The 17,335-nt window shown below is 39.4% G+C and carries 17 protein-coding genes; 6 read left to right on the top strand and 11 right to left on the bottom strand.

Annotation, left to right across the window (positions count from 1 at the left end; translation table 11 throughout):
• Nucleotides 1-16 precede the first annotated feature (16 nt).
• The 3 genes from QOL76_RS06995 to QOL76_RS06985 all read right to left on the bottom strand — a co-directional run bounded on the left by QOL76_RS06995 (nucleotide 17) and on the right by QOL76_RS06985 (nucleotide 2,264).
• The gene (locus QOL76_RS06995) at nucleotides 17-439 is read right to left on the bottom strand and encodes an organic hydroperoxide resistance protein (protein ID WP_283412320.1); all 423 of its coding nucleotides are present in this window, start codon (nucleotides 437-439) and stop codon (nucleotides 17-19) included.
• Nucleotides 440-874, bottom strand: coding sequence for a MarR family winged helix-turn-helix transcriptional regulator (locus QOL76_RS06990; protein WP_283412319.1), 435 nt, complete (start codon nucleotides 872-874; stop codon nucleotides 440-442).
• Nucleotides 875-962: 88 nt separating this feature from the next.
• Nucleotides 963-2,264: a Gfo/Idh/MocA family protein gene (locus QOL76_RS06985; protein ID WP_283412318.1), complete on the bottom strand. Its 1,302-nt coding sequence runs from the start codon at nucleotides 2,262-2,264 to the stop codon at nucleotides 963-965.
• 178 nt (nucleotides 2,265-2,442) lie between these two features.
• Here QOL76_RS06985 and QOL76_RS06980 point away from each other — a divergent pair, with 178 nt between their 5' ends.
• Nucleotides 2,443-3,375 (top strand): hydrogen peroxide-inducible genes activator, encoded by a 933-nt coding sequence (locus QOL76_RS06980; protein WP_283412317.1) that lies wholly within the window; start codon nucleotides 2,443-2,445, stop codon nucleotides 3,373-3,375.
• Nucleotides 3,376-3,378: 3 nt separating this feature from the next.
• Here the strand turns inward: QOL76_RS06980 and QOL76_RS06975 are convergent, their stop codons facing one another.
• The 3 genes from QOL76_RS06975 to QOL76_RS06965 form a co-directional block, all read right to left on the bottom strand.
• A complete protein-coding gene (locus tag QOL76_RS06975) occupies nucleotides 3,379-3,837 on the bottom strand; it encodes a copper resistance protein NlpE (RefSeq protein WP_283412316.1) in 459 nt (152 codons plus the stop codon).
• Nucleotides 3,838-4,016: 179 nt separating this feature from the next.
• Nucleotides 4,017-4,385, bottom strand: a complete 369-nt coding sequence (locus QOL76_RS06970; RefSeq protein WP_283412315.1) for a VOC family protein — start codon at nucleotides 4,383-4,385, stop codon at nucleotides 4,017-4,019.
• On the bottom strand, nucleotides 4,382-4,834 hold the full coding sequence (locus tag QOL76_RS06965; RefSeq protein WP_283412314.1) for a DinB family protein: 453 nt from the start codon (nucleotides 4,832-4,834) through the stop codon (nucleotides 4,382-4,384). The genes QOL76_RS06970 and QOL76_RS06965 overlap by 4 nt, the downstream gene beginning before the upstream one ends.
• A gap of 199 nt (nucleotides 4,835-5,033) precedes the next feature.
• Between QOL76_RS06965 and QOL76_RS06960 the strand changes: the two genes are divergently transcribed.
• The 4 genes from QOL76_RS06960 (at nucleotide 5,034) to QOL76_RS06945 (ending at nucleotide 7,741) form a co-directional block, all read left to right on the top strand.
• Complete coding sequence (locus QOL76_RS06960; RefSeq protein WP_283412313.1) at nucleotides 5,034-5,609, top strand: hypothetical protein; 576 nt, start codon at nucleotides 5,034-5,036, stop codon at nucleotides 5,607-5,609.
• Nucleotides 5,596-5,883: a winged helix-turn-helix domain-containing protein gene (locus QOL76_RS06955; protein ID WP_283412312.1), complete on the top strand. Its 288-nt coding sequence runs from the start codon at nucleotides 5,596-5,598 to the stop codon at nucleotides 5,881-5,883. Before QOL76_RS06960 ends, QOL76_RS06955 begins: the two co-directional genes overlap by 14 nt.
• A gap of 47 nt (nucleotides 5,884-5,930) precedes the next feature.
• Nucleotides 5,931-6,440 carry a hypothetical protein gene (locus QOL76_RS06950; RefSeq protein ID WP_283412311.1) on the top strand — a complete coding sequence of 170 codons (510 nt, stop codon included), beginning with the start codon at nucleotides 5,931-5,933 and terminating at the stop codon, nucleotides 6,438-6,440.
• Between the two features lie 77 nt (nucleotides 6,441-6,517).
• Complete coding sequence (locus tag QOL76_RS06945) at nucleotides 6,518-7,741, top strand: alkaline phosphatase family protein (RefSeq protein WP_283412310.1); 1,224 nt, start codon at nucleotides 6,518-6,520, stop codon at nucleotides 7,739-7,741.
• A gap of 84 nt (nucleotides 7,742-7,825) precedes the next feature.
• Here the strand turns inward: QOL76_RS06945 and QOL76_RS06940 are convergent, their stop codons facing one another.
• From QOL76_RS06940 to QOL76_RS06930, 3 genes are all read right to left on the bottom strand, one after another.
• Nucleotides 7,826-9,709, bottom strand: coding sequence for a DUF4139 domain-containing protein (locus tag QOL76_RS06940; RefSeq protein ID WP_283412309.1), 1,884 nt, complete (start codon nucleotides 9,707-9,709; stop codon nucleotides 7,826-7,828).
• A 167-nt stretch (nucleotides 9,710-9,876) separates the two neighbouring features.
• Nucleotides 9,877-10,437: a type 1 glutamine amidotransferase domain-containing protein gene (locus tag QOL76_RS06935; protein WP_283412308.1), complete on the bottom strand. Its 561-nt coding sequence runs from the start codon at nucleotides 10,435-10,437 to the stop codon at nucleotides 9,877-9,879.
• A gap of 211 nt (nucleotides 10,438-10,648) precedes the next feature.
• The gene (locus QOL76_RS06930) at nucleotides 10,649-11,638 is read right to left on the bottom strand and encodes an N-acetylmuramoyl-L-alanine amidase (protein ID WP_283412307.1); all 990 of its coding nucleotides are present in this window, start codon (nucleotides 11,636-11,638) and stop codon (nucleotides 10,649-10,651) included.
• A gap of 196 nt (nucleotides 11,639-11,834) precedes the next feature.
• Between QOL76_RS06930 and QOL76_RS06925 the strand changes: the two genes are divergently transcribed.
• Nucleotides 11,835-12,440: a DUF1684 domain-containing protein gene (locus QOL76_RS06925; protein ID WP_283412306.1), complete on the top strand. Its 606-nt coding sequence runs from the start codon at nucleotides 11,835-11,837 to the stop codon at nucleotides 12,438-12,440.
• Nucleotides 12,441-12,513: 73 nt separating this feature from the next.
• Here QOL76_RS06925 and gldJ read toward each other — a convergent pair whose 3' ends face one another.
• Nucleotides 12,514-13,740, bottom strand: coding sequence for a gliding motility lipoprotein GldJ (gene gldJ / locus QOL76_RS06920; protein WP_283412305.1), 1,227 nt, complete (start codon nucleotides 13,738-13,740; stop codon nucleotides 12,514-12,516).
• Nucleotides 13,741-13,917: 177 nt separating this feature from the next.
• The gene (mfd, locus tag QOL76_RS06915) at nucleotides 13,918-17,271 is read right to left on the bottom strand and encodes a transcription-repair coupling factor (RefSeq protein ID WP_283412304.1); all 3,354 of its coding nucleotides are present in this window, start codon (nucleotides 17,269-17,271) and stop codon (nucleotides 13,918-13,920) included.
• Between the last annotated feature and the right edge of the window lie 64 nt (nucleotides 17,272-17,335).

The raw sequence follows: 17,335 nt of genomic DNA, 5'->3' as shown, positions 1-17,335 counted from the left end.
ATTTTAAGAGCGAAAGCTAAGAGATAGCCTTCACATTTACTTCTATATTCCCTTTAGTTGCTTTGGAGTAAGGACAAACTTCATGCGCTGCCTCAACTAGTTTTTGGGCTTCTTCCAAAGAATCAGCATGCGGTATTTTCACAAAAATATCCACCGCCAAACCGAAATCACCCGGACCATAATTACCCAGATGAACTTTGGCGGTAATTTCAGAATCCCGCAGACTCGTCTTCCCAGCAACAGCACCTAATGCACCACCGAAACAAGCAGCATAACCTGCAGCAAAAAATTGTTCTGGATTTGTTTTCCCTCCTTCACCTCCTATTTCTTTTGGCATCGCAACGTCAAAATCCAAAAGTCCATCATCCGTTTTCACATGGCCTTTTCTACCTCCAGTATTTATAGCTACCGCGGTATAATCAATATTCAACTTCTTCATTTAGTTAGATCTTTTTAGTTTTTCAATACTATCTAACAAGTGAGAAATAGAATGGTTTAGCTCAGACAATTTTAAATCTGAAGATTCTGTCATTTGTTCATTTAAAGGCTCAATTATTTCATGGGCTTTAACTTGAAGTGATTTTCCAGGATAAGTTAATTCCACATGAACTGTCCGTTCGTCCGCCTCACCTCTCTGCCTCCTCACGTAATTCATTGCCTCTAGTTTTTTCAACAAAGGGGTCAACGTCCCTGAATCAAGATAAAGACGCTTACCGATTTCATTGACCTTCAACCCATCTTCTTCCCACAAAACAGATAGCACAAGAAATTGTGGGTAGGTCAAATTCAGTTCATTCAAAGCGGTTTGAATGAACTGAATTAATAATCTGGAACTTGAATAAAGAGATAGCGAAAGCTGATGGATTGGAAGCATGGGGCGAAAATTAGGATTTTATACAATCTAACTGTATAATCTTAAAAATCAACTACCTGAACTATACAACAACCTCAATTAATACGCTTTAACCAAGTGAATAGCCATGCTGGTAAGTATAATGAAGCTTGGAATTGGCTTCCCAGTCATCTACAAATACTTGTGCTATTGGATCCCATTTAAGTGGTCGTCCTAATTGATGCGCAATATTTCCGATAGTGCAAGCTGTACACGAGCTATGACCGATTTCAACAGGCACTACAGGATCTTTTCGCTTAACTACACAATCAATAAAATCTATGTGATGATCCCCGAATCCAAACTCCTCTTTCTCGAATTTGCGCTCGCAGGCTAAAACATTCGTGTCGTAAGTACCTCTAGAAACCTTAATCCAGCCCTTTTCTCCAATAAACTTCACTCCTTGCCTTCCTTCATCAAAAGGCTCAATAACCATAGGGACTCCATTTGAATAAATGTATTTCAGCGGTGCAGAACCAGTACTAGGGATTACTTCAACTGGACCATTTCTATCCATTCCAAGTCCCCACTGTGCGATATCTATCATATGTGCTCCCCAGTCAGTCATCAGCCCGCCACCTGTTTCTTGGTACCATCGCCATGCTCCCCATACTTTTTCATTTTGCTCTGGGTTCAGGCTAATTGGAGGATTTAATTCTTCGTTGTAGTGAATAGCTGGAATAGGCCCAACCCAAGAATTCCAATCTAAACCTGCAGGAACCGGTTGAATTGGCAAATCGTAAGGCTTGGGATGAGGCGGAGTACCTACATTAACCAGAACTTGTTTGATATTTCCAAGCATTCCTTTTTGGACCATTCTGGCTGCGTGTTGAAAATTAGCCCCAGATCGCTGCATGCTTCCTACAGCAAGTACGATCCCATTGGAGCGCACAGCTTTAACTAACTCTTGCCCCTCATGAATGGTGAAGGTTAGCGGCTTTTCCAGATAAATGTCTTTTCCGGCATGACAGGCATCTATTGCCATCATTGCATGCCAATGATCTGGCGAAGCGATCACTACCGCATCGACATCAGGATTTGCTAGCAATTCTTTGTAATCCCCATAAACTTTCATTGATGGAGCCTCTCTTTTCTCCTCCTTATAAAGCTTTGCTACACGTTCTTTAAATCTTTCCAATTTTATCTCATAGACGTCTGCACCTGCCACTACGTCCACAATTGGGTTTTTCATCATGTTGCTAAGCAATCCCATCGCCTGCCTCCCAACTCCTATGAATCCTAGGCGAATTTTAGAGGTATCGGCTGCGACCGTATTTTTTCCAAAACTTAGATTTGGAATAGCTGAAAAGCCAACGGTACTTAATAAGGAGGCACTTAGGAATTTCCTTCGGGAAAAATTTGATTTGCTCATTATTTAGAGAGATTAAGGTTATTAGGGGATCTTTTGAATATTGGCTTATAAAGTACTGATTTTCTGATCGACTGAAAAACATTCAATTCGCTATTTGATTAAAGGTTCTTGGTATTAGAAAAGGAGGAAGAAACTCTTTTCGGAAATTTCTACTTTTGACATAGAGAAGCATAAGCCTATGACTATACAACAACTAGAATACCTGATAGCAGTCGACAAGCACAGACACTTTGGCCATGCTGCGGAGAGCTGTTTTGTAACTCAACCTACCTTGAGCGCACAGCTCAGTAAGTTAGAACGGGATTTAGGGGTCATTCTTTTTGATCGAAGTAAAATGCCTGTAATTCCTACTGAAATGGGAGTTCAAATAATCAAGCAAGCCAAGAAGGTGGTGTCTGAAAGCAAAGGAATTTTTGAATTGGTAGCTGACTTGAAAGGAGATGTTTCAGGGGTGATAAAGTTGGGGATTATCCCTACGCTGGCACCTTACTTATTGCATCTTTTTATCAGAAAGTTTTTGGAGAAATATCCACATGTGAAGCTGGAGGTGCAGGAAATGGTCACTGAAGACGTAGTGAAAAAGTTAAAGAATGACGAGTTAGATCTTGGAATTATTGTGACACCTTTGGAGGAAGCAGGAATTGTCGAGAAACCAATGTTTTATGAAAAGTTTTTCGCCTATTTATCAAAGGATCATCCCCTATTAAAGGAGTCGGCGTTTCATCCTGAAAAAGTGCAGAAAGAAGATTTCTGGGTTCTCCAGCAAGGGCATTGTTTTCGGGATCAAGTGATTAATCTTTGTGATCAAAGCCTAAGCGGACCAAAGAATTTTCACTACGAAAGTGGATCACTTGAAGGGCTTAAAAACATGGTAAACAGATACAAAGGCGTTACTCTTCTTCCAGAATTAGCGACCTTAGAACTTTCCGATGAGGAGAAAACCAGATTAAGGCCTTTTGACGGCGTTTCTCCTACACGCGAAGTAAGTATAATTTTAAATCGAAGTTTCCTAAAGCAAAAGCTCGTAGAACTTTTATACAAGGAAATCACAGATTCCATTCCTCAGAACATGACCTCAAAAGCTCATGGAAAAATAGTGCGATTTAAGTAAGGTTTATTGCTTGGTCAGTATGTAATGATCCGCAAGATCTCCGGTGATAATATTTCCGTGCATGTCAAGTTGCCAAATGCGATTTTCACCCACTTTATATTTGCTAGGCCCATTGCTTACATGCTCCAGCGTAATAATAGATCCAGTTTCATCCCAAGTAAAAGTCCCCATATCATCCTCTTCCAGAGCGTCATTTCTTCCGAAATAATGGGTTGACAATTTATAAGTACGATCGATGTTGAGGGTTAGAATAGTTTCAATTCCCTCACAACTAGCGCAGGGCACTGTGCCTTTATAGGTACCGTTCCAGTCAAGCGAGGTAGCTGAATTGTCACCAACATATAAAGCCTTTTCTGTAGAATTGATTTCATTTTCCTCTTCAGAAACTGATTCAGAGTTAGAGCAGGAAGTTGCAAATGAAAGTGACGCAAAAAGTCCCAATAGAAGCAAATTTTTGTTCATATGTAGTTAATCTTTTTGAGGCAAAAGGGCTCAAGAATCAGACCGAAAGAACTACTTGACAAAATTCTTATGGTCTATTAAAAGAAATCTTAACCGTCAATAAGCTAACTTATTTAGGCTCAAAGTATAGCGGAATTAGTCTATAAGTCAGCCTATATTTTCCACATCTGGAGTAGGGATCAATTGAATATCCCAAAATGCCAAAGAACACCGGCTGGGTCATGAAGAAAAAACTCACTTCCCCAATCGTTATGTTTAATCGTGCTCAGTTTGGTTCCAGGAAATTTATCCGGTAAACCAAGGACTTTGATAGCCTCCCAATAAGACTCGAGATCACTTTCTAATTCTAGAAAAATCATGGAGTTTTCGCACCAGGTTTTCAAGTAAGCATCTTGTAAATAGAATGCAAGCTTATCGGTAACGGTAACTAATGACATCTTGGGATCGAGTGACTTCACCTCAAATCCCAATACTTTATAAAATCGAATACTCTCGTTATAGTCTTTTGAACCAATAAAAGTCCTGATAGACTTTGCAGGATGTATCATACACCGAATTGGGTTAAATGGTGATCGAGATGCTTATAAAAAAGACTATTCCATTCCTCAGCTGTGAGCGGACCAAAAGATAGCGATTCCTTGCCCTCAAAATGGGGGATACCAAGATCTCTAGTCTGCTCCAAATACCCAATTAAACGTGCTTTTTCAGTTTCAAAGTCTTTGCGCTCCGCAATAATAAAAGCAGGTGCAGTTCTGGCATTTCTCGGGTAAGGTTTATCGTTTACTACGCCATTCTTTACGAAGGTTTTCAACAAGAAGCGCATAAACCCATTAGGCTTGGGATGCTTATTGGTATATGCCATTTCATAAGCAACACAGCAGTGAGCCATCATTTGATCTACACGCATTATTCCCCAACGCGGCGTGGTCTCGGGAGTAAGCTTGTTTATCCTGTCGATTAATTCTTGAACTATCTGAGGATGAAAAATATTTTTCATGTTTTGGCATCAAAAAGGTTTAAGAATCAAGTTAAGAAAATGAATTCAAAAATGAATTCCCGGAGGGTTCCAAATTCATTATCAAACCCAAATACGACCAAAAGGATTTTAAACATTTTATAATCAGCATTTTAATTTATTTTTGGTTTATATTATAAACTTATTTACATTTATCGCTCAAACATTAAATTTTAAAATCATGGAAAAAGAATTATCAAGTACTGAGTCCTTAGCGATCATCACTGATATGATCGCTAGAGTCAAAAAAGAAGCGGCAGGAGATGGAAGTTTTCACCTTTTGCTCTGGGGATGGGTAATATCTATTTGCAATCTTGGGTTTTATGCACTTGAAAAAGCAAATTACGAACACCCTTATTACATCTGGATTCTTGTAATTCCAGCTTCCTTATTCAGTTTTTACTGGAGCTACAATAAGCGGAGCAAGGCAAAATTCAAAACACATCTAGATCAGATCCTGAACCAAGTCTGGATAGGAGTATTCGTTGCCATGCTAATAGTTCTGAGTTTTATGCCAGTGCTAGGATTTAATCATAATCCTGTGATTTTACTATTAGCCGCAGTTGGAATGTTTGCTACCGGTAGCATCATCAAAGTTTCGATGGTTAAGTTTGGCGGATTAGTTTTGGCGATTGCTGCTATTATTGCATTCCTTGTATCAGTTTCTGATCAGTACTTAGTCGCTGGGATTGCGATGGTTTTGGGATATCTTGTGCCTGGTTATTACTTAAAATACACTTATCGTGAGCGAGTTTAAGCCATTAGACCCTCTTTTACATTCGCAGTTGCGCCTAGCCGTTATGTCCATCCTAATCAGCGTGGAGTCAGCAGAATTCACCTTTCTCAAAGAGAAAACTGAATCAACTGCAGGAAATCTAAGTGTACAGTTGGATAAACTTGACAAAGCCGAGTATATCAGAATAACAAAGTCATTTAAAGGAAAACGACCGCTAACTACCTGCTCTGTAACACAAAAAGGTGTTAGAGCTTTTGAGAGTTATGTTGAAAATCTTAAAAATTACATCACTTAAAAAAATTTGAATATTTAGTTTATAGTATAAACCATTTTATAGAAATTATGAAAAAATCAACAATTCTAATACTCGCTCTATCGGTTATCACAAACCTATCAATTGCGCAAAGCAGTGAAACCGATAAATCTTTCCAAGCAGAAGTGAAAAAACTATCTTTTCTAGTCGGGGAATGGAAAGGATCCGGGTGGATGATGGGCCAAGATAGAGTCAAACGTACATTTGAACAAACTGAAAATATTCAGTTCAAACTAGATTCCACGGCTATTTTAATTGAAGGATTAGGTAAATCAGATGGAGAAATTGTCCACAATGCGCTAGCCATCATCACATCTTCCGGAGCAGAAAATCAGTTTGATTTTCAATCATTCCTTCCATCTGGACAAAAAGGGACTTTCAAATCTGAAATAAAAGAGGATGTATATTATTGGTATCCTGCAGAATCGGTCAGGTACATTATCAAAATAAATGAGAAAGGTCAATGGTTTGAAATCGGCGAATTCAACCAAGGAGATACCTGGTACACCTTCTTGGAGATGACATTGGACCGGAAGTAGCAGGGGAGCTAAAAACCTATTCCATTTCATTTTTAACTTTAGGGAGTACCTTTAGAATCTCTTAGAAATAGCCAAGAATGAAAAGAATTTTAACGCTTGCAGCCGTTGCCTTGTTTGCATCTCACAGTTTTGCTCAAACCAACTCCAAAAAAGTGTTATTCGTAATCCTAGATGGAATCCCTGCAGATGTGATCGATTCAGTTGCTACTCCAAATATGGACAAGATTAGTGCAATTGGAGGATTTACTAAAGCTAGTATGGGCGGCGAAGTGGGCGGATATTCTGAGACGCCTACTATTTCTGCAGTGGGATATAACTCCTTATTAACTGGAGTTTGGGCGAATAAGCATAATGTATGGGGAAACAGTATCAAGGCGCCGAATTATAACTACTGGACAATTTTCAGAATACTAAAAGAAGCTAACCCAACTAAGAAAACGGCCATTTTCTCTACTTGGCTAGACAATAGAACTAAACTGGTGGGGGCGAATTTACCGCAAACTGGAAACTTTGTTTTTGACTATTATTTTGACGGATTGGAGCTGGACAGCTTGAATTTCCCTCATGACGATGATAAATTTTACATCCATAGAATAGACGAAGCAGTTTCCAAAGAAGCTGCCCGCTATATTTCTGAGGAAGCTCCAGGGTTATCCTGGATGTATTTGGAATATTCCGATGATATGGGACATGGCTTTGGCAATAGTCCTGAAATGATGGACGGAGTCAAAAAAGCAGATATCCAAATCGGACGTGTTTGGGAAGCAATTCAATACCGAGAAGATACTTTTGGAGAAGATTGGCTAATAGTCATCACTACAGATCATGGAAGAACTGATGATGGTTTTGATCACGGAGGTCATAGCGCAAGAGAACGTGCCACATGGATAGTCACCAATTCAAAAAACACCAATTCACATTTTGAGGAAACACCAGAGATGGTGGACATTCTGCCTTCTATAGCGAATCATTTAGAAATCAGCATTCCTAAGAAGATCGCAATGGAATTAGATGGAACTCCATTCATTGGAGCAGTGGATGCAAGTGGACTGAAAGCTGAATCGAAAAATGGAGAAATCTCAATGAGCTGGAAATCTCTTTCCAAAGGCAAAAAAGGCAGAGTTTGGGTATCAACAACAAATAATTTCAAGACTGGTGGCTTAGATAATTATTGGCTAGTCGGTGAGGTCAATTTAGTCGATGAGAAGAAGTCATTTTCCCTTAATGGAACACAGTCTGACATATTCAAAGTGGTACTGGAAACCCCATCTGGCTATCTGAATTATTGGATAGTGAAATAAGGAGTTCATTCATTTCTGACCATTAAAAAAGGGGGTAAACAATTATGTTTACCCCCTTTTTAGCTATTTACCATAGTATCAACCTTAATCCAAAATCACTTTTTCCCGCTTTGGATATTTCACTTCGTACTGAAGTTTGAGCTCTTGTTGAGCCCCCGGCTGCAAAGTTATAGTCCAAGTGACTAATCCAGTATTCGGATCTAATTTACCCCCAGAAAGTCCTAATGCCTCGACGGTAATATCAGAATTCACAGAAACAGGAATCTGATCTTCCACATTGATCGTCACGGGCTGAGATTTATTGTTTTTCACTGTGATTTTGTACTCGCGACTCTCTGTAATGTTTGACCCAATAGCTCGTTTTTTCGAAAATTCATCATTTTTCTCCCGTTGGATCACAATGCTTCTATCCCGTCCCATGGAGATTTCCAAGGTATCCTGCAATGAAGATCCATTCAATATTGATCTGCCTACAAAGCCATCTTCGAAGTATAGATTGCTTTCTCCTTCCAGCAAACTGTATTGACTCCAATCGGCAATCTCAGCAATCAGGAATGCATCATTATCAAGTTTAGGTACAACCGAATAACTGTAGGCAGCATCTACCTCATAATTTTTCAGATCAACCAAGGTTTTCTCCCCATTGGATTTGATAGAGTAAGGCTCTGCAACTTCGATTTCTACTGTGGTTTGGTTTTCTACTACGGAAATCTGTAGCGCTTGAGCTGGTGAAGAATTCAGGGAATTAGTACCTCTAATCTTAACACCAGAAACCTTGCCTTCTAAAGCTTTCTTACTTTGAGTGCCATACCCTACCACAACCACCTCATCCAAAGCGACGGCATCTTCCATTAAAGAAATATTTACTCTTGATGAATTCACAAAAACCTCTTGAGATAGATAACCTATATAATGTGCGCTCAATTGGTTTGCCCCTGAAGGCAAAGTTATCGAGTAATTTCCCTCCATATCTGCAACTGTACCTAACGATGTTCCAGAAACTACCACATTTGCACCCGGAAGAGGGCTACCGTCAGAAGCACTTGTAATTCTGCCAGAAACTGACCCGAAGTTTTGAGTCCTAGGATTGAAAGTGGTCAATCTGGCAAAATTCAATTCCCATTTTTCTAAATCAGGGATTTGTCCGCCTTGGTTTGGGTTACCGTTGGAAAATCTCAGTTTCACGTCCTTCCAGTCAACTCCGGTATTTTGATAAACTTCTGCCTTATACGTCAAGGAAAGTGGGGAACTCACATCTTTTACACGCACATCGTATTTTGGGTACCATCCTGCATTAGCAACCAGGTAATTGATTTCAAAATTGGCAGCACCTGCTCGTTCTGCTTTCACTCTGATTCTGATTTCGGTGGTTGATTCATTACCGGATTCCTGCATTGCAGCAATTTGATTGCTGAGCTTATTCATCTCCTCATTTTCCTTTTGAAGATTCGCTTGTATTTTCAGTTCCTCAGCTTTGATTTTCATCAGCTCAGCATCGTAAAAATCCATCGCCTGTTTCAATTCTGTCAGACTAGCTCCATTCTGAGTTCCGCCGATATTCTTATTGGCATTAAGCAAACTGGTTTTTTCCTTTAGCACTTCCAGGCGCCCTTTTTCTATACTTTGGTTTCTTTGGATTGCCAAAATAGAATCCTGTAGCATTTTAACTTTCTCCCCAGTTTTTTGCTCAGAGAGGTAATCTAAGCGCTTATTAACTGCCTGAATCGTAAAATCACCCATACCTTTGACCTGAATACTCTTTTCATCCACATAAGGAGAAAGTCCCTTGATCAGGATAAATGACTCCCCAGCAGAGATCTGTCCGCTGGAAGTTTCAAATACTTGGGCTCCGGATAGGAAAACCGTGACTTCTTGGATTTCGGATTTAAAAGAAGTTTCCTTGATCTCCTGCGAATAAGCAAGTATGGTTAACAAAGAAAACAGTAAGGCAATGGAAAGTCTTTTCATATAAATGCAGTTTAACTATGAATAACGTAATAATAGTACGCTTTCTGAAATGCTGTGTTCACAATACCGATGTTAAGATTTCAAAACAGTATGTATTAATAGTTTTATGTTAACTGAATACGATAAGCATCAAATAAAAAAAGCCCGATAAATCGGGCTCTTCTATATTAAGCTGTTTGTCCAGCATGTTTTCCTTCCCGGAATTCCTCCACCATCTTCTTATTGAATGCTGGTAAGTCTTTCGGGCTTCGTGATGTGACTAAGCCGCTATCCACGACTACTTCTTCATCTACCCAATGTGCCCCAGAATTTTCAAGATCCTTTCTTATTGACGCAAAGGATGTCAAGGTACGGCCGTTGGTCACTTCAGCTTCTATAAGCATTTGAGGGCCATGGCAAATAGCCGCCACCGGTTTATGATCTTCGAAAAAGCTTTTGACAAAATTCACAGAAGTCATATCTCTCCTTAATAGGTCAGGATTGATCACGCCTCCAGGAATCAGTAAGGAATCAAAGTCAGTCGAACTTACTTGATCTACTCTTGCATCTACTTTTATGGCATCACTCCAATTTCCATTCTTCCAGCCTTTGATTTCATCATTTTCCGGTGAGATAATTAATACTTCAGCACCTTCTTTTTCAAGGGCACGTTTTGGCTCTACTAATTCTGATTCTTCAAATCCATTCGTAGCTAATATTGCTACTCTTACATCTTTTAATAAACTCATAGTTTTAGTGGTTAAGTTGGCAATTACTCTCTTTGCCAGAAAGCAGCTTCGGTTTGGAAGCACTTTTAATAAAGCGAAGAATATTCCAAAAAAGGGAAACCCGTCTAACGGTTAGATAGACGGGTTTAAGTAGCAAAAGGAATTAGAGAAGTTCCACGAAATGAGAAATCAACTCACATATCGGGTAAATTAGGTAAATCTTTTTCCAAGATTATTTGAAATCCAAATAGCTTTTACTTAACCATTTTTCCTCCAAACTCATTTTGCACCAGCCATCTGATTCTTTGGATATGAATACTTCTTCTGACTTCATCAGGTTATCTACGATTGGATATGCTGTCCCAGGACCACTCCTTACTCGAAGCACATTTGCATTGATAGTAGCTCTTTGAACCTCAGTTGTGTATCTTCCATAAACCCAGTGTGATTGACTATTTGATATTTTAAGCCATCCATTGGATTCATCGTAGATTCTCAAAATTGCTCCTAATTGAGCAGCCTGTCTATCTGGAGCTTTTGCAGAAGACCCATTTGGTGCGGTACGTACATTAAGTAGATTAGCTGTCACTGCTACATATTTTTCAATAGCAGGAGGAGCAATGGTCAGATGGGATCCTTGAATAGCTTGTTCTACAAACGGAAGAAAGAAAGACTTACAATCCTCAACTTTATTTCCACCAAAGAAATTTGAACCTGGACAAGACTTATTGCCGCCGGTTCCATTATTCCTCTTCCCAGTACTGAGTTCAAACCAATGGTGATAAATGATACTAAACGTATTCACTGGCAGTCTAAATTTATCACAAAGAACTGCAGTCATCTGAATTATGGTATCTCTGTGCTCGTTTGTCATTGCATCACCATCTTTATCAAAATTACCTAGATGTTCGATACAAATGGAGTCTCTATTGGCACCAAAAATACATGCTGGAGTGGCTTCTAAAGACCTTCCGGTAACTATGGTCCCATCTGGAAAGGTCGTAAAATGCTGCCCTATATCACTCCAGCCATTATTTCGAACATGATGATTTTTCATGGCTGATTGTCTGTCGAAATGATTTCTACCGTTGAAATGGGTGTAGTTAGGGCTCCATGTGTGATGCTGTTGAATAGTGATAATGGTGCGAGCTATGCGCTGGGCATGTATCCAAGGAATAAATTCAGCAATACTCATTTTCAAAAATCCATTTTTGCTTTCCATAATTTGTATAGGTTAAAAGTTTACTATCAGATTATCAATTTAATGAGATTTGCCTAAGCATTGAAAATGAAGCGCTTAGAATTTTACTTCCCTTTTATTCGGGTCGAATGGAAAAATCTTCTAAAATTCACTTTTAGATTCTAATTTGGCTTATATAAAAATTACCAAGTCAAACTGAATTTAGAATAAACTCCCTATGAAAGCACTACTGATTTTCTCTCTAGCATTTATCGGGCTTTCAAATAAACTATATGCTCAAAATGACTACAAAGCTTCAATTCTAGAATTTCAGCGTGAACTGAATGAAGAATTTAAAAATCCTGATGTATCGCCATTATCTGAGAAGCAACAACTTGCCTTTACAGGACATGATTATTATCCAATTGATGAAAAATTTCATGTAATAGCCAAATTTGAAAAGCTTCCTCCTCATAGTTTATTTCAAATGAAAACTACTGCAAACTCGATAAAAGACTATGACATCTACGGGATTGCGACGTTTACCTTAGATGGTAAAGAATATCAATTGAATATCTACCAAAGCCACCAACTACGAACTCAGGAAAAATACAAAGACTATCTCTTTTTACCTTTTACTGATCTGACAAACGGAATTGAAACGTATGGAGGTGGAAGATACATGGGCTTGAGCATTCCTAATGGAGACACCATTGAATTGGATTTCAACAAAGCCTACAATCCTTATTGCGCCTATGTGGCTGGATATGCCTGCCCTATTCCTCCTAAGGAAAATGACATTTCTGTGGCAATCAATGCTGGTGTGATGAAGCCAGCGAAATAGAGCATTAATGAATTTACATGAAAAAAGCCCCACCAAAATCAATTGGTGAGGCTTTTCGTGAATTCGTTATTTCTTAGTTGCCTTTCTCGCCGATAGAGATCATGGCACATCTAAAACCAATATGATTGGTAGCTGAATCTTGATGCATAAACCTTCTGGTGCCTGGAGCTAACCAATAAGCTACATCTCTCCAAGAACCTCCTTTATAAACTCTAAGCTCATCTGTAAGCATGGAAGTCATATAAGTATCTTCCTCATCCCCTAAGCCGTTACTTCTAACTGGGTTAAGGTCATCAAAATCTTGGTAAGAAAGTGGTCGGTAAATATCTTGAACCCATTCGTTCATATTTCCTGCCATGTGGTACAGTCCGAAATCATTTGGAGCCATATCATAAACGTTAGTAGGAATGATATCTCCATCATTTCTCTGACCACCTGAGATTCCACCGTAATCACCTCTACCTCTTTTGAAGTTGGCAAGGAAATCACCCTGCTTACCTTTTCTTTTTACATTATATGGGTTACGAACACCTCTCCCATCCCAAGGATAGATTCTACCGTATTCTTGATTTTCGTCAAGGTATTGGGTACCAATCATTGCTTTAGCAGCATACTCCCACTCAGCCTCAGTAGGCAATCTATAGTCAGCCAGAGCAACGCCTCTTTCTATCAGTTGATTTTTAGTGAAAGTTGAATCTATTTCTCTTTCTTTTCTGATAATCTCCTGAACATATTCTGTTCTCCATTTTGAGTAAGCATTAGCCTGAGTCCAAGAAACACCAGCTACAGGATAGAAATTGAAACCTGGAAATCTGAAATAATAAGACTGGTACATGTCGTTGAATGACATTTCCCCTCCTGCCCATACATTATCCTTTGGCTCAAGTTTTAGAAGTGAATCTGCACTCACTTTTTTCTTCATATCGAAAAGAAACTCTCTAAAATCATTATTAGTGACTTCAGTTTCATCAAGGTAGAAGTTTGAAAGTGTTACAGTTCTTTCCTGATTATCACGGAACGCCATCACATCTTCTTCCTGAGAGCCTAAAACAGCTCTACCACCTTGGATGAATTTCAAGTTTGGACCTGGGATTTGCTCGGCATTTTTAGCTACAAAAAATTGGGTAGAATCATTTTCATCAAAACTGAACTCTGCTCCGGTCGTAGCACTTTTTTTACCAGGCTTATTCGCAGTTCTTCTGCCGTACCCAGGAGTTTTGTTACAAGAGGTTAAAATAGAGCTTCCGACTATTGCCAAAGCTGCTACCCACATTCCCCAAGATTTGTTACTCAGACGCATATTTGTAATTGTTTTAGGTCTTTTTCAGTGTGCTAATATAATTGCAATGTAAAGCACTTCCAATGATTTGAGTTGAAGTCCTTTTATTCCATTTGGCAAAAAACCACCAAAATCCCAGAAAATCAACAAAATCGGTAGGCAAATCTGCAATTTTTATGCCATTAAAATATTTCAAAATTAGGCTTCATTCATTTCTTTTAGCTTGATCTGCGCTTTGGAAATCGTAGAAACATTCGATAATGTAAGAATCAAACGATTCTTGTACTCCTTTATTTTGCAAAGTTTACTATTCATCTGCGCAAATCGCATAACTTTTTGGAAAATATCGGAGGAATAGTAATCATCTCGGCTGGAAGGTAGTAAATGGCATTTCATAAGATTGCCTTTCAATACAAGTTTTTCAATTCCAAGCTTTTCTGCTTTCCATCGCAAGCGTACCGTTTCCATCAAATCGGTCACCGATTCTGGTAAAGGACCAAATCTATCCAGCAACATGGCAGAAAATTTATTCAACTCCTCCTCGTTCTTGATGGCATCCAGTTTTGAATACAGGCCTAATCTCTCACTGATATTTCCCACGTATTCTTCCGGAATCAACAATTCAAGATCTGTCTCAATCGTGCAATCCTGAACTAGCACCTTCACTTTTTCAGCTAAATCAGTCTCAAATAATGCTGCAAATTCATTTTCCTTTAATTCCTGAACTGCTTCGTCGAGAATTTTATGATACATTTCAAAGCCCAAATCAGTGATAAATCCACTTTGCTCAGCTCCAAGTAAATTACCTGCTCCTCGAATATCCAAATCCTTCATAGCCACCTTAAATCCATCTCCAAGATCCGAGAATTCTTCCAGCGTTTGCATACGTTTCCTTGCTTCTGCGGTCAAGCCAGACATAGGCTGCGTTAGCAGATAGCAGAATGCTTTCTTATTACTACGTCCAACTCGTCCGCGCATCTGGTGTAAATCACTCATTCCAAACATATGGGCGCGGTTGATAATAATGGTATTGGCATTCGGGATATCCAGACCTGATTCGATGATGTTAGTAGACACCAGCACATCGTATTCGTGGTGAATAAAATCCACCATGACCTTTTCCAGTTTTTTCCCATCCATCTGACCATGAGCACCAACTACTCTGGAATCAGGCACTAATTTCATGATCAGATTGGCAATGGAATCAATTTCTCCCACTCGATTATGAACAAAGAAAACTTGCCCACCACGTCTCAGCTCATAAGAAACTGCATCCCGTATCACTTCTTCCTGGAAGGTTTGAACTTCGGTGGTGACGGGTTGACGGTTTGGGGGAGGTGTAGCGATCACAGACAAATCTCTGGCTCCCATGAGGGAAAAATGTAATGTCCTAGGAATTGGTGTGGCAGTTAAAGTCAAAACATCCACATTCAGGCGTAGATTTTTCAACTGATCTTTCACTTTCACTCCAAACTTCTGCTCTTCATCAATCACCAACAATCCCAAATCCTTGAACTCAATATCCTTATTGACAATCCTATGGGTACCTACGAGGATGTCAATCTCTCCGGTTTTTACTTGAGCGATGATTTCCTTGATTTCTTTTGCAGTGCGAAAGCGGTTGATATACTCCACTTTCACAGGGAAATTCTCCAATCGCTCACTAAAAGTTTGATAATGCTGCATGGCAAGAATGGTCGTTGGGACCAAAATGGCCACTTGCTTTCTATCATTGACAGCTTTGAAAGCTGCTCTTATAGCTACTTCAGTTTTTCCAAATCCCACATCTCCACAAACCAAGCGATCCATAGGATAAGATTTTTCCATATCCGATTTTACATCTTGTGTAGCGGAAGCCTGATCAGGTGTATCCTCATAGATAAAAGAAGATTCCAACTCAATTTGCAGAACAGAATCTTGACTAAAAGCAAATCCTGCCGCTGACCTTCTTTTGGCATAAAGCGCAATCAGGTCCTTTGCAATGTCTTTGACCTGCTTTTTGGCTCTGGATTTCTTGTTTTCCCAATCCGGAGATCCAAGCTTAGACATAGAAGGTACTGTACCCTCTTGCCCGGAAAACTTTGAGATTTTGTGCAAAGAGTGAATATTCACATAAAGCAAATCATCATCTCTGAAGATCAAGCGAACCGCTTCCTGCATTTTGCCTGCTACATCCACTTTCTCCAAACCAGCAAATCGACCTACACCATAATCAACATGAACAATGTAGTCTCCAGGATGTAGTGCTTTCAGCTCTTTGATAGTAAGGGCTTTGGATTTACTGGCTTTATCTCGGGTTTTATAGCGATGAAAACGCTCAAAAAGCTGATGATCTGTGAAGCAAGCAATTTTTGACTGCTTATCATCAAATCCCTCGCGCAAGCCAAGAAGCATACTTTGGACTTGTAAAGTCGGATCTAACTCTTTGAAAATACCCAGCAACCTATCGATTTGCTTAGCATTTTCAGCGGTCAAAACATTGACAAAACCCTTCTTTTCATTTTCTGAAAGCTGTGTAACCAGCAAGTCAAAATTCTTATTGAAAGAAGCCTGCGGCTGAGACTCCCAAGAGGATTGCTTAGCATTTTTCAGATAAAACTGCTTGCCAAATTCTACTCTTGAAAAATTGGTGGAAAGCGTAGCAAAGTCAGATCCTTTATCAAACAAATCCCCAGGACCGAGGACGGTTTTTGTATTATTTGTTTTTTTGACGATTTGATCAAAAGCCAGAGAAGCTTTGTGAAAACATTCGTCCATTACATCAAGTGTCAGTTGATAATCTTTAATCCAGATAATCGTATCCTCAGGCAAAAATCCCAAAAAGGACTGCCTTACTTCCTGAAGAAGTTTCGTTTGAACATTTGGAATCAAAGCAATTTGATCTACGCTGGCAATGGAGAGTTGGGATTCCGGGTCAAAAGTTCGTATGCTTTCTATCTCTTTTCCAAAAAGCTCCAAGCGGTATGGATTTTCATTTGAGAATGAAAAAACATCCAAAATCCCACCCCGGATAGCAAATTGCCCAGGTTCATAGACAAACTCAGTCCGCTCAAAATCATAGCTCGCAAGAATTTCTGATACGAATTCCATATCGACTTGCTCCCCAACTTTAGCAGAAAAGGTGTTCTCCAAGAGTGATCTCTTGTTAATCACCCGCTCGTAGATTGCTTCCGGGTAAGTGATAATGATGCGTGATTTTCCCTTTTCCTCCAACACCAGATTCAGAATCTCCGAGCGCATCAGCACATTGGCATTGTCGATTTCCTCGTATTGATATGCGCGCTTGAAACTGGAAGGAAAGATCATATGCTCTTCCGTATTCAGCAAATTCTGAAGATCCGAATTGAGGTATGCAGCTTCCTCTTTATCCTGAGCCACGATCAAATGAAAACCACCCTTGGCCTGATAAAGCGCTGAAAACAACACCATATCCAAACTTCCAGATAGCCCTTTTATCTGATAGGTAAGCTTTTCGCCACTTGATATCTCATGTGCGATAGTTTGAAAAATAGGGTCTGATTGGTAAATGGAAAGAAAGTCCTGACGATCCAAAAGCGTGTGGTTTTAATACTTAGGTTGGTGGGGTAAAGTTAGTGCTTTATGATTTCCAACGATT

It is taken from the genome of Algoriphagus winogradskyi (assembly GCF_900182815.1).
Taxonomy (GTDB): domain Bacteria; phylum Bacteroidota; class Bacteroidia; order Cytophagales; family Cyclobacteriaceae; genus Algoriphagus; species Algoriphagus winogradskyi.
Note: the sequence above shows the minus strand (reverse complement) of the source record. Positions and strands in the feature narration are given on the sequence as shown.

Excerpts from the sequence above, each read along its gene's own strand:
- QOL76_RS06995 (WP_283412320.1), bottom strand. The coding sequence starts at position 439 with ATGAAGAAGTTGAATATTGATTATACCGCGGTAGCTATAAATACTGGA.
- QOL76_RS06990 (WP_283412319.1), bottom strand. The coding sequence starts at position 874 with ATGCTTCCAATCCATCAGCTTTCGCTATCTCTTTATTCAAGTTCCAGA.
- QOL76_RS06985 (WP_283412318.1), bottom strand. The coding sequence starts at position 2,264 with ATGAGCAAATCAAATTTTTCCCGAAGGAAATTCCTAAGTGCCTCCTTA.
- QOL76_RS06980 (WP_283412317.1), top strand. The coding sequence starts at position 2,443 with ATGACTATACAACAACTAGAATACCTGATAGCAGTCGACAAGCACAGA.
- QOL76_RS06975 (WP_283412316.1), bottom strand. The coding sequence starts at position 3,837 with ATGAACAAAAATTTGCTTCTATTGGGACTTTTTGCGTCACTTTCATTT.
- QOL76_RS06970 (WP_283412315.1), bottom strand. The coding sequence starts at position 4,385 with ATGATACATCCTGCAAAGTCTATCAGGACTTTTATTGGTTCAAAAGAC.
- QOL76_RS06965 (WP_283412314.1), bottom strand. The coding sequence starts at position 4,834 with ATGAAAAATATTTTTCATCCTCAGATAGTTCAAGAATTAATCGACAGG.
- QOL76_RS06960 (WP_283412313.1), top strand. The coding sequence starts at position 5,034 with ATGGAAAAAGAATTATCAAGTACTGAGTCCTTAGCGATCATCACTGAT.
- QOL76_RS06950 (WP_283412311.1), top strand. The coding sequence starts at position 5,931 with ATGAAAAAATCAACAATTCTAATACTCGCTCTATCGGTTATCACAAAC.
- QOL76_RS06945 (WP_283412310.1), top strand. The coding sequence starts at position 6,518 with ATGAAAAGAATTTTAACGCTTGCAGCCGTTGCCTTGTTTGCATCTCAC.
- QOL76_RS06940 (WP_283412309.1), bottom strand. The coding sequence starts at position 9,709 with ATGAAAAGACTTTCCATTGCCTTACTGTTTTCTTTGTTAACCATACTT.
- QOL76_RS06935 (WP_283412308.1), bottom strand. The coding sequence starts at position 10,437 with ATGAGTTTATTAAAAGATGTAAGAGTAGCAATATTAGCTACGAATGGA.
- QOL76_RS06930 (WP_283412307.1), bottom strand. The coding sequence starts at position 11,638 with ATGGAAAGCAAAAATGGATTTTTGAAAATGAGTATTGCTGAATTTATT.
- QOL76_RS06925 (WP_283412306.1), top strand. The coding sequence starts at position 11,835 with ATGAAAGCACTACTGATTTTCTCTCTAGCATTTATCGGGCTTTCAAAT.
- gldJ (WP_283412305.1), bottom strand. The coding sequence starts at position 13,740 with ATGCGTCTGAGTAACAAATCTTGGGGAATGTGGGTAGCAGCTTTGGCA.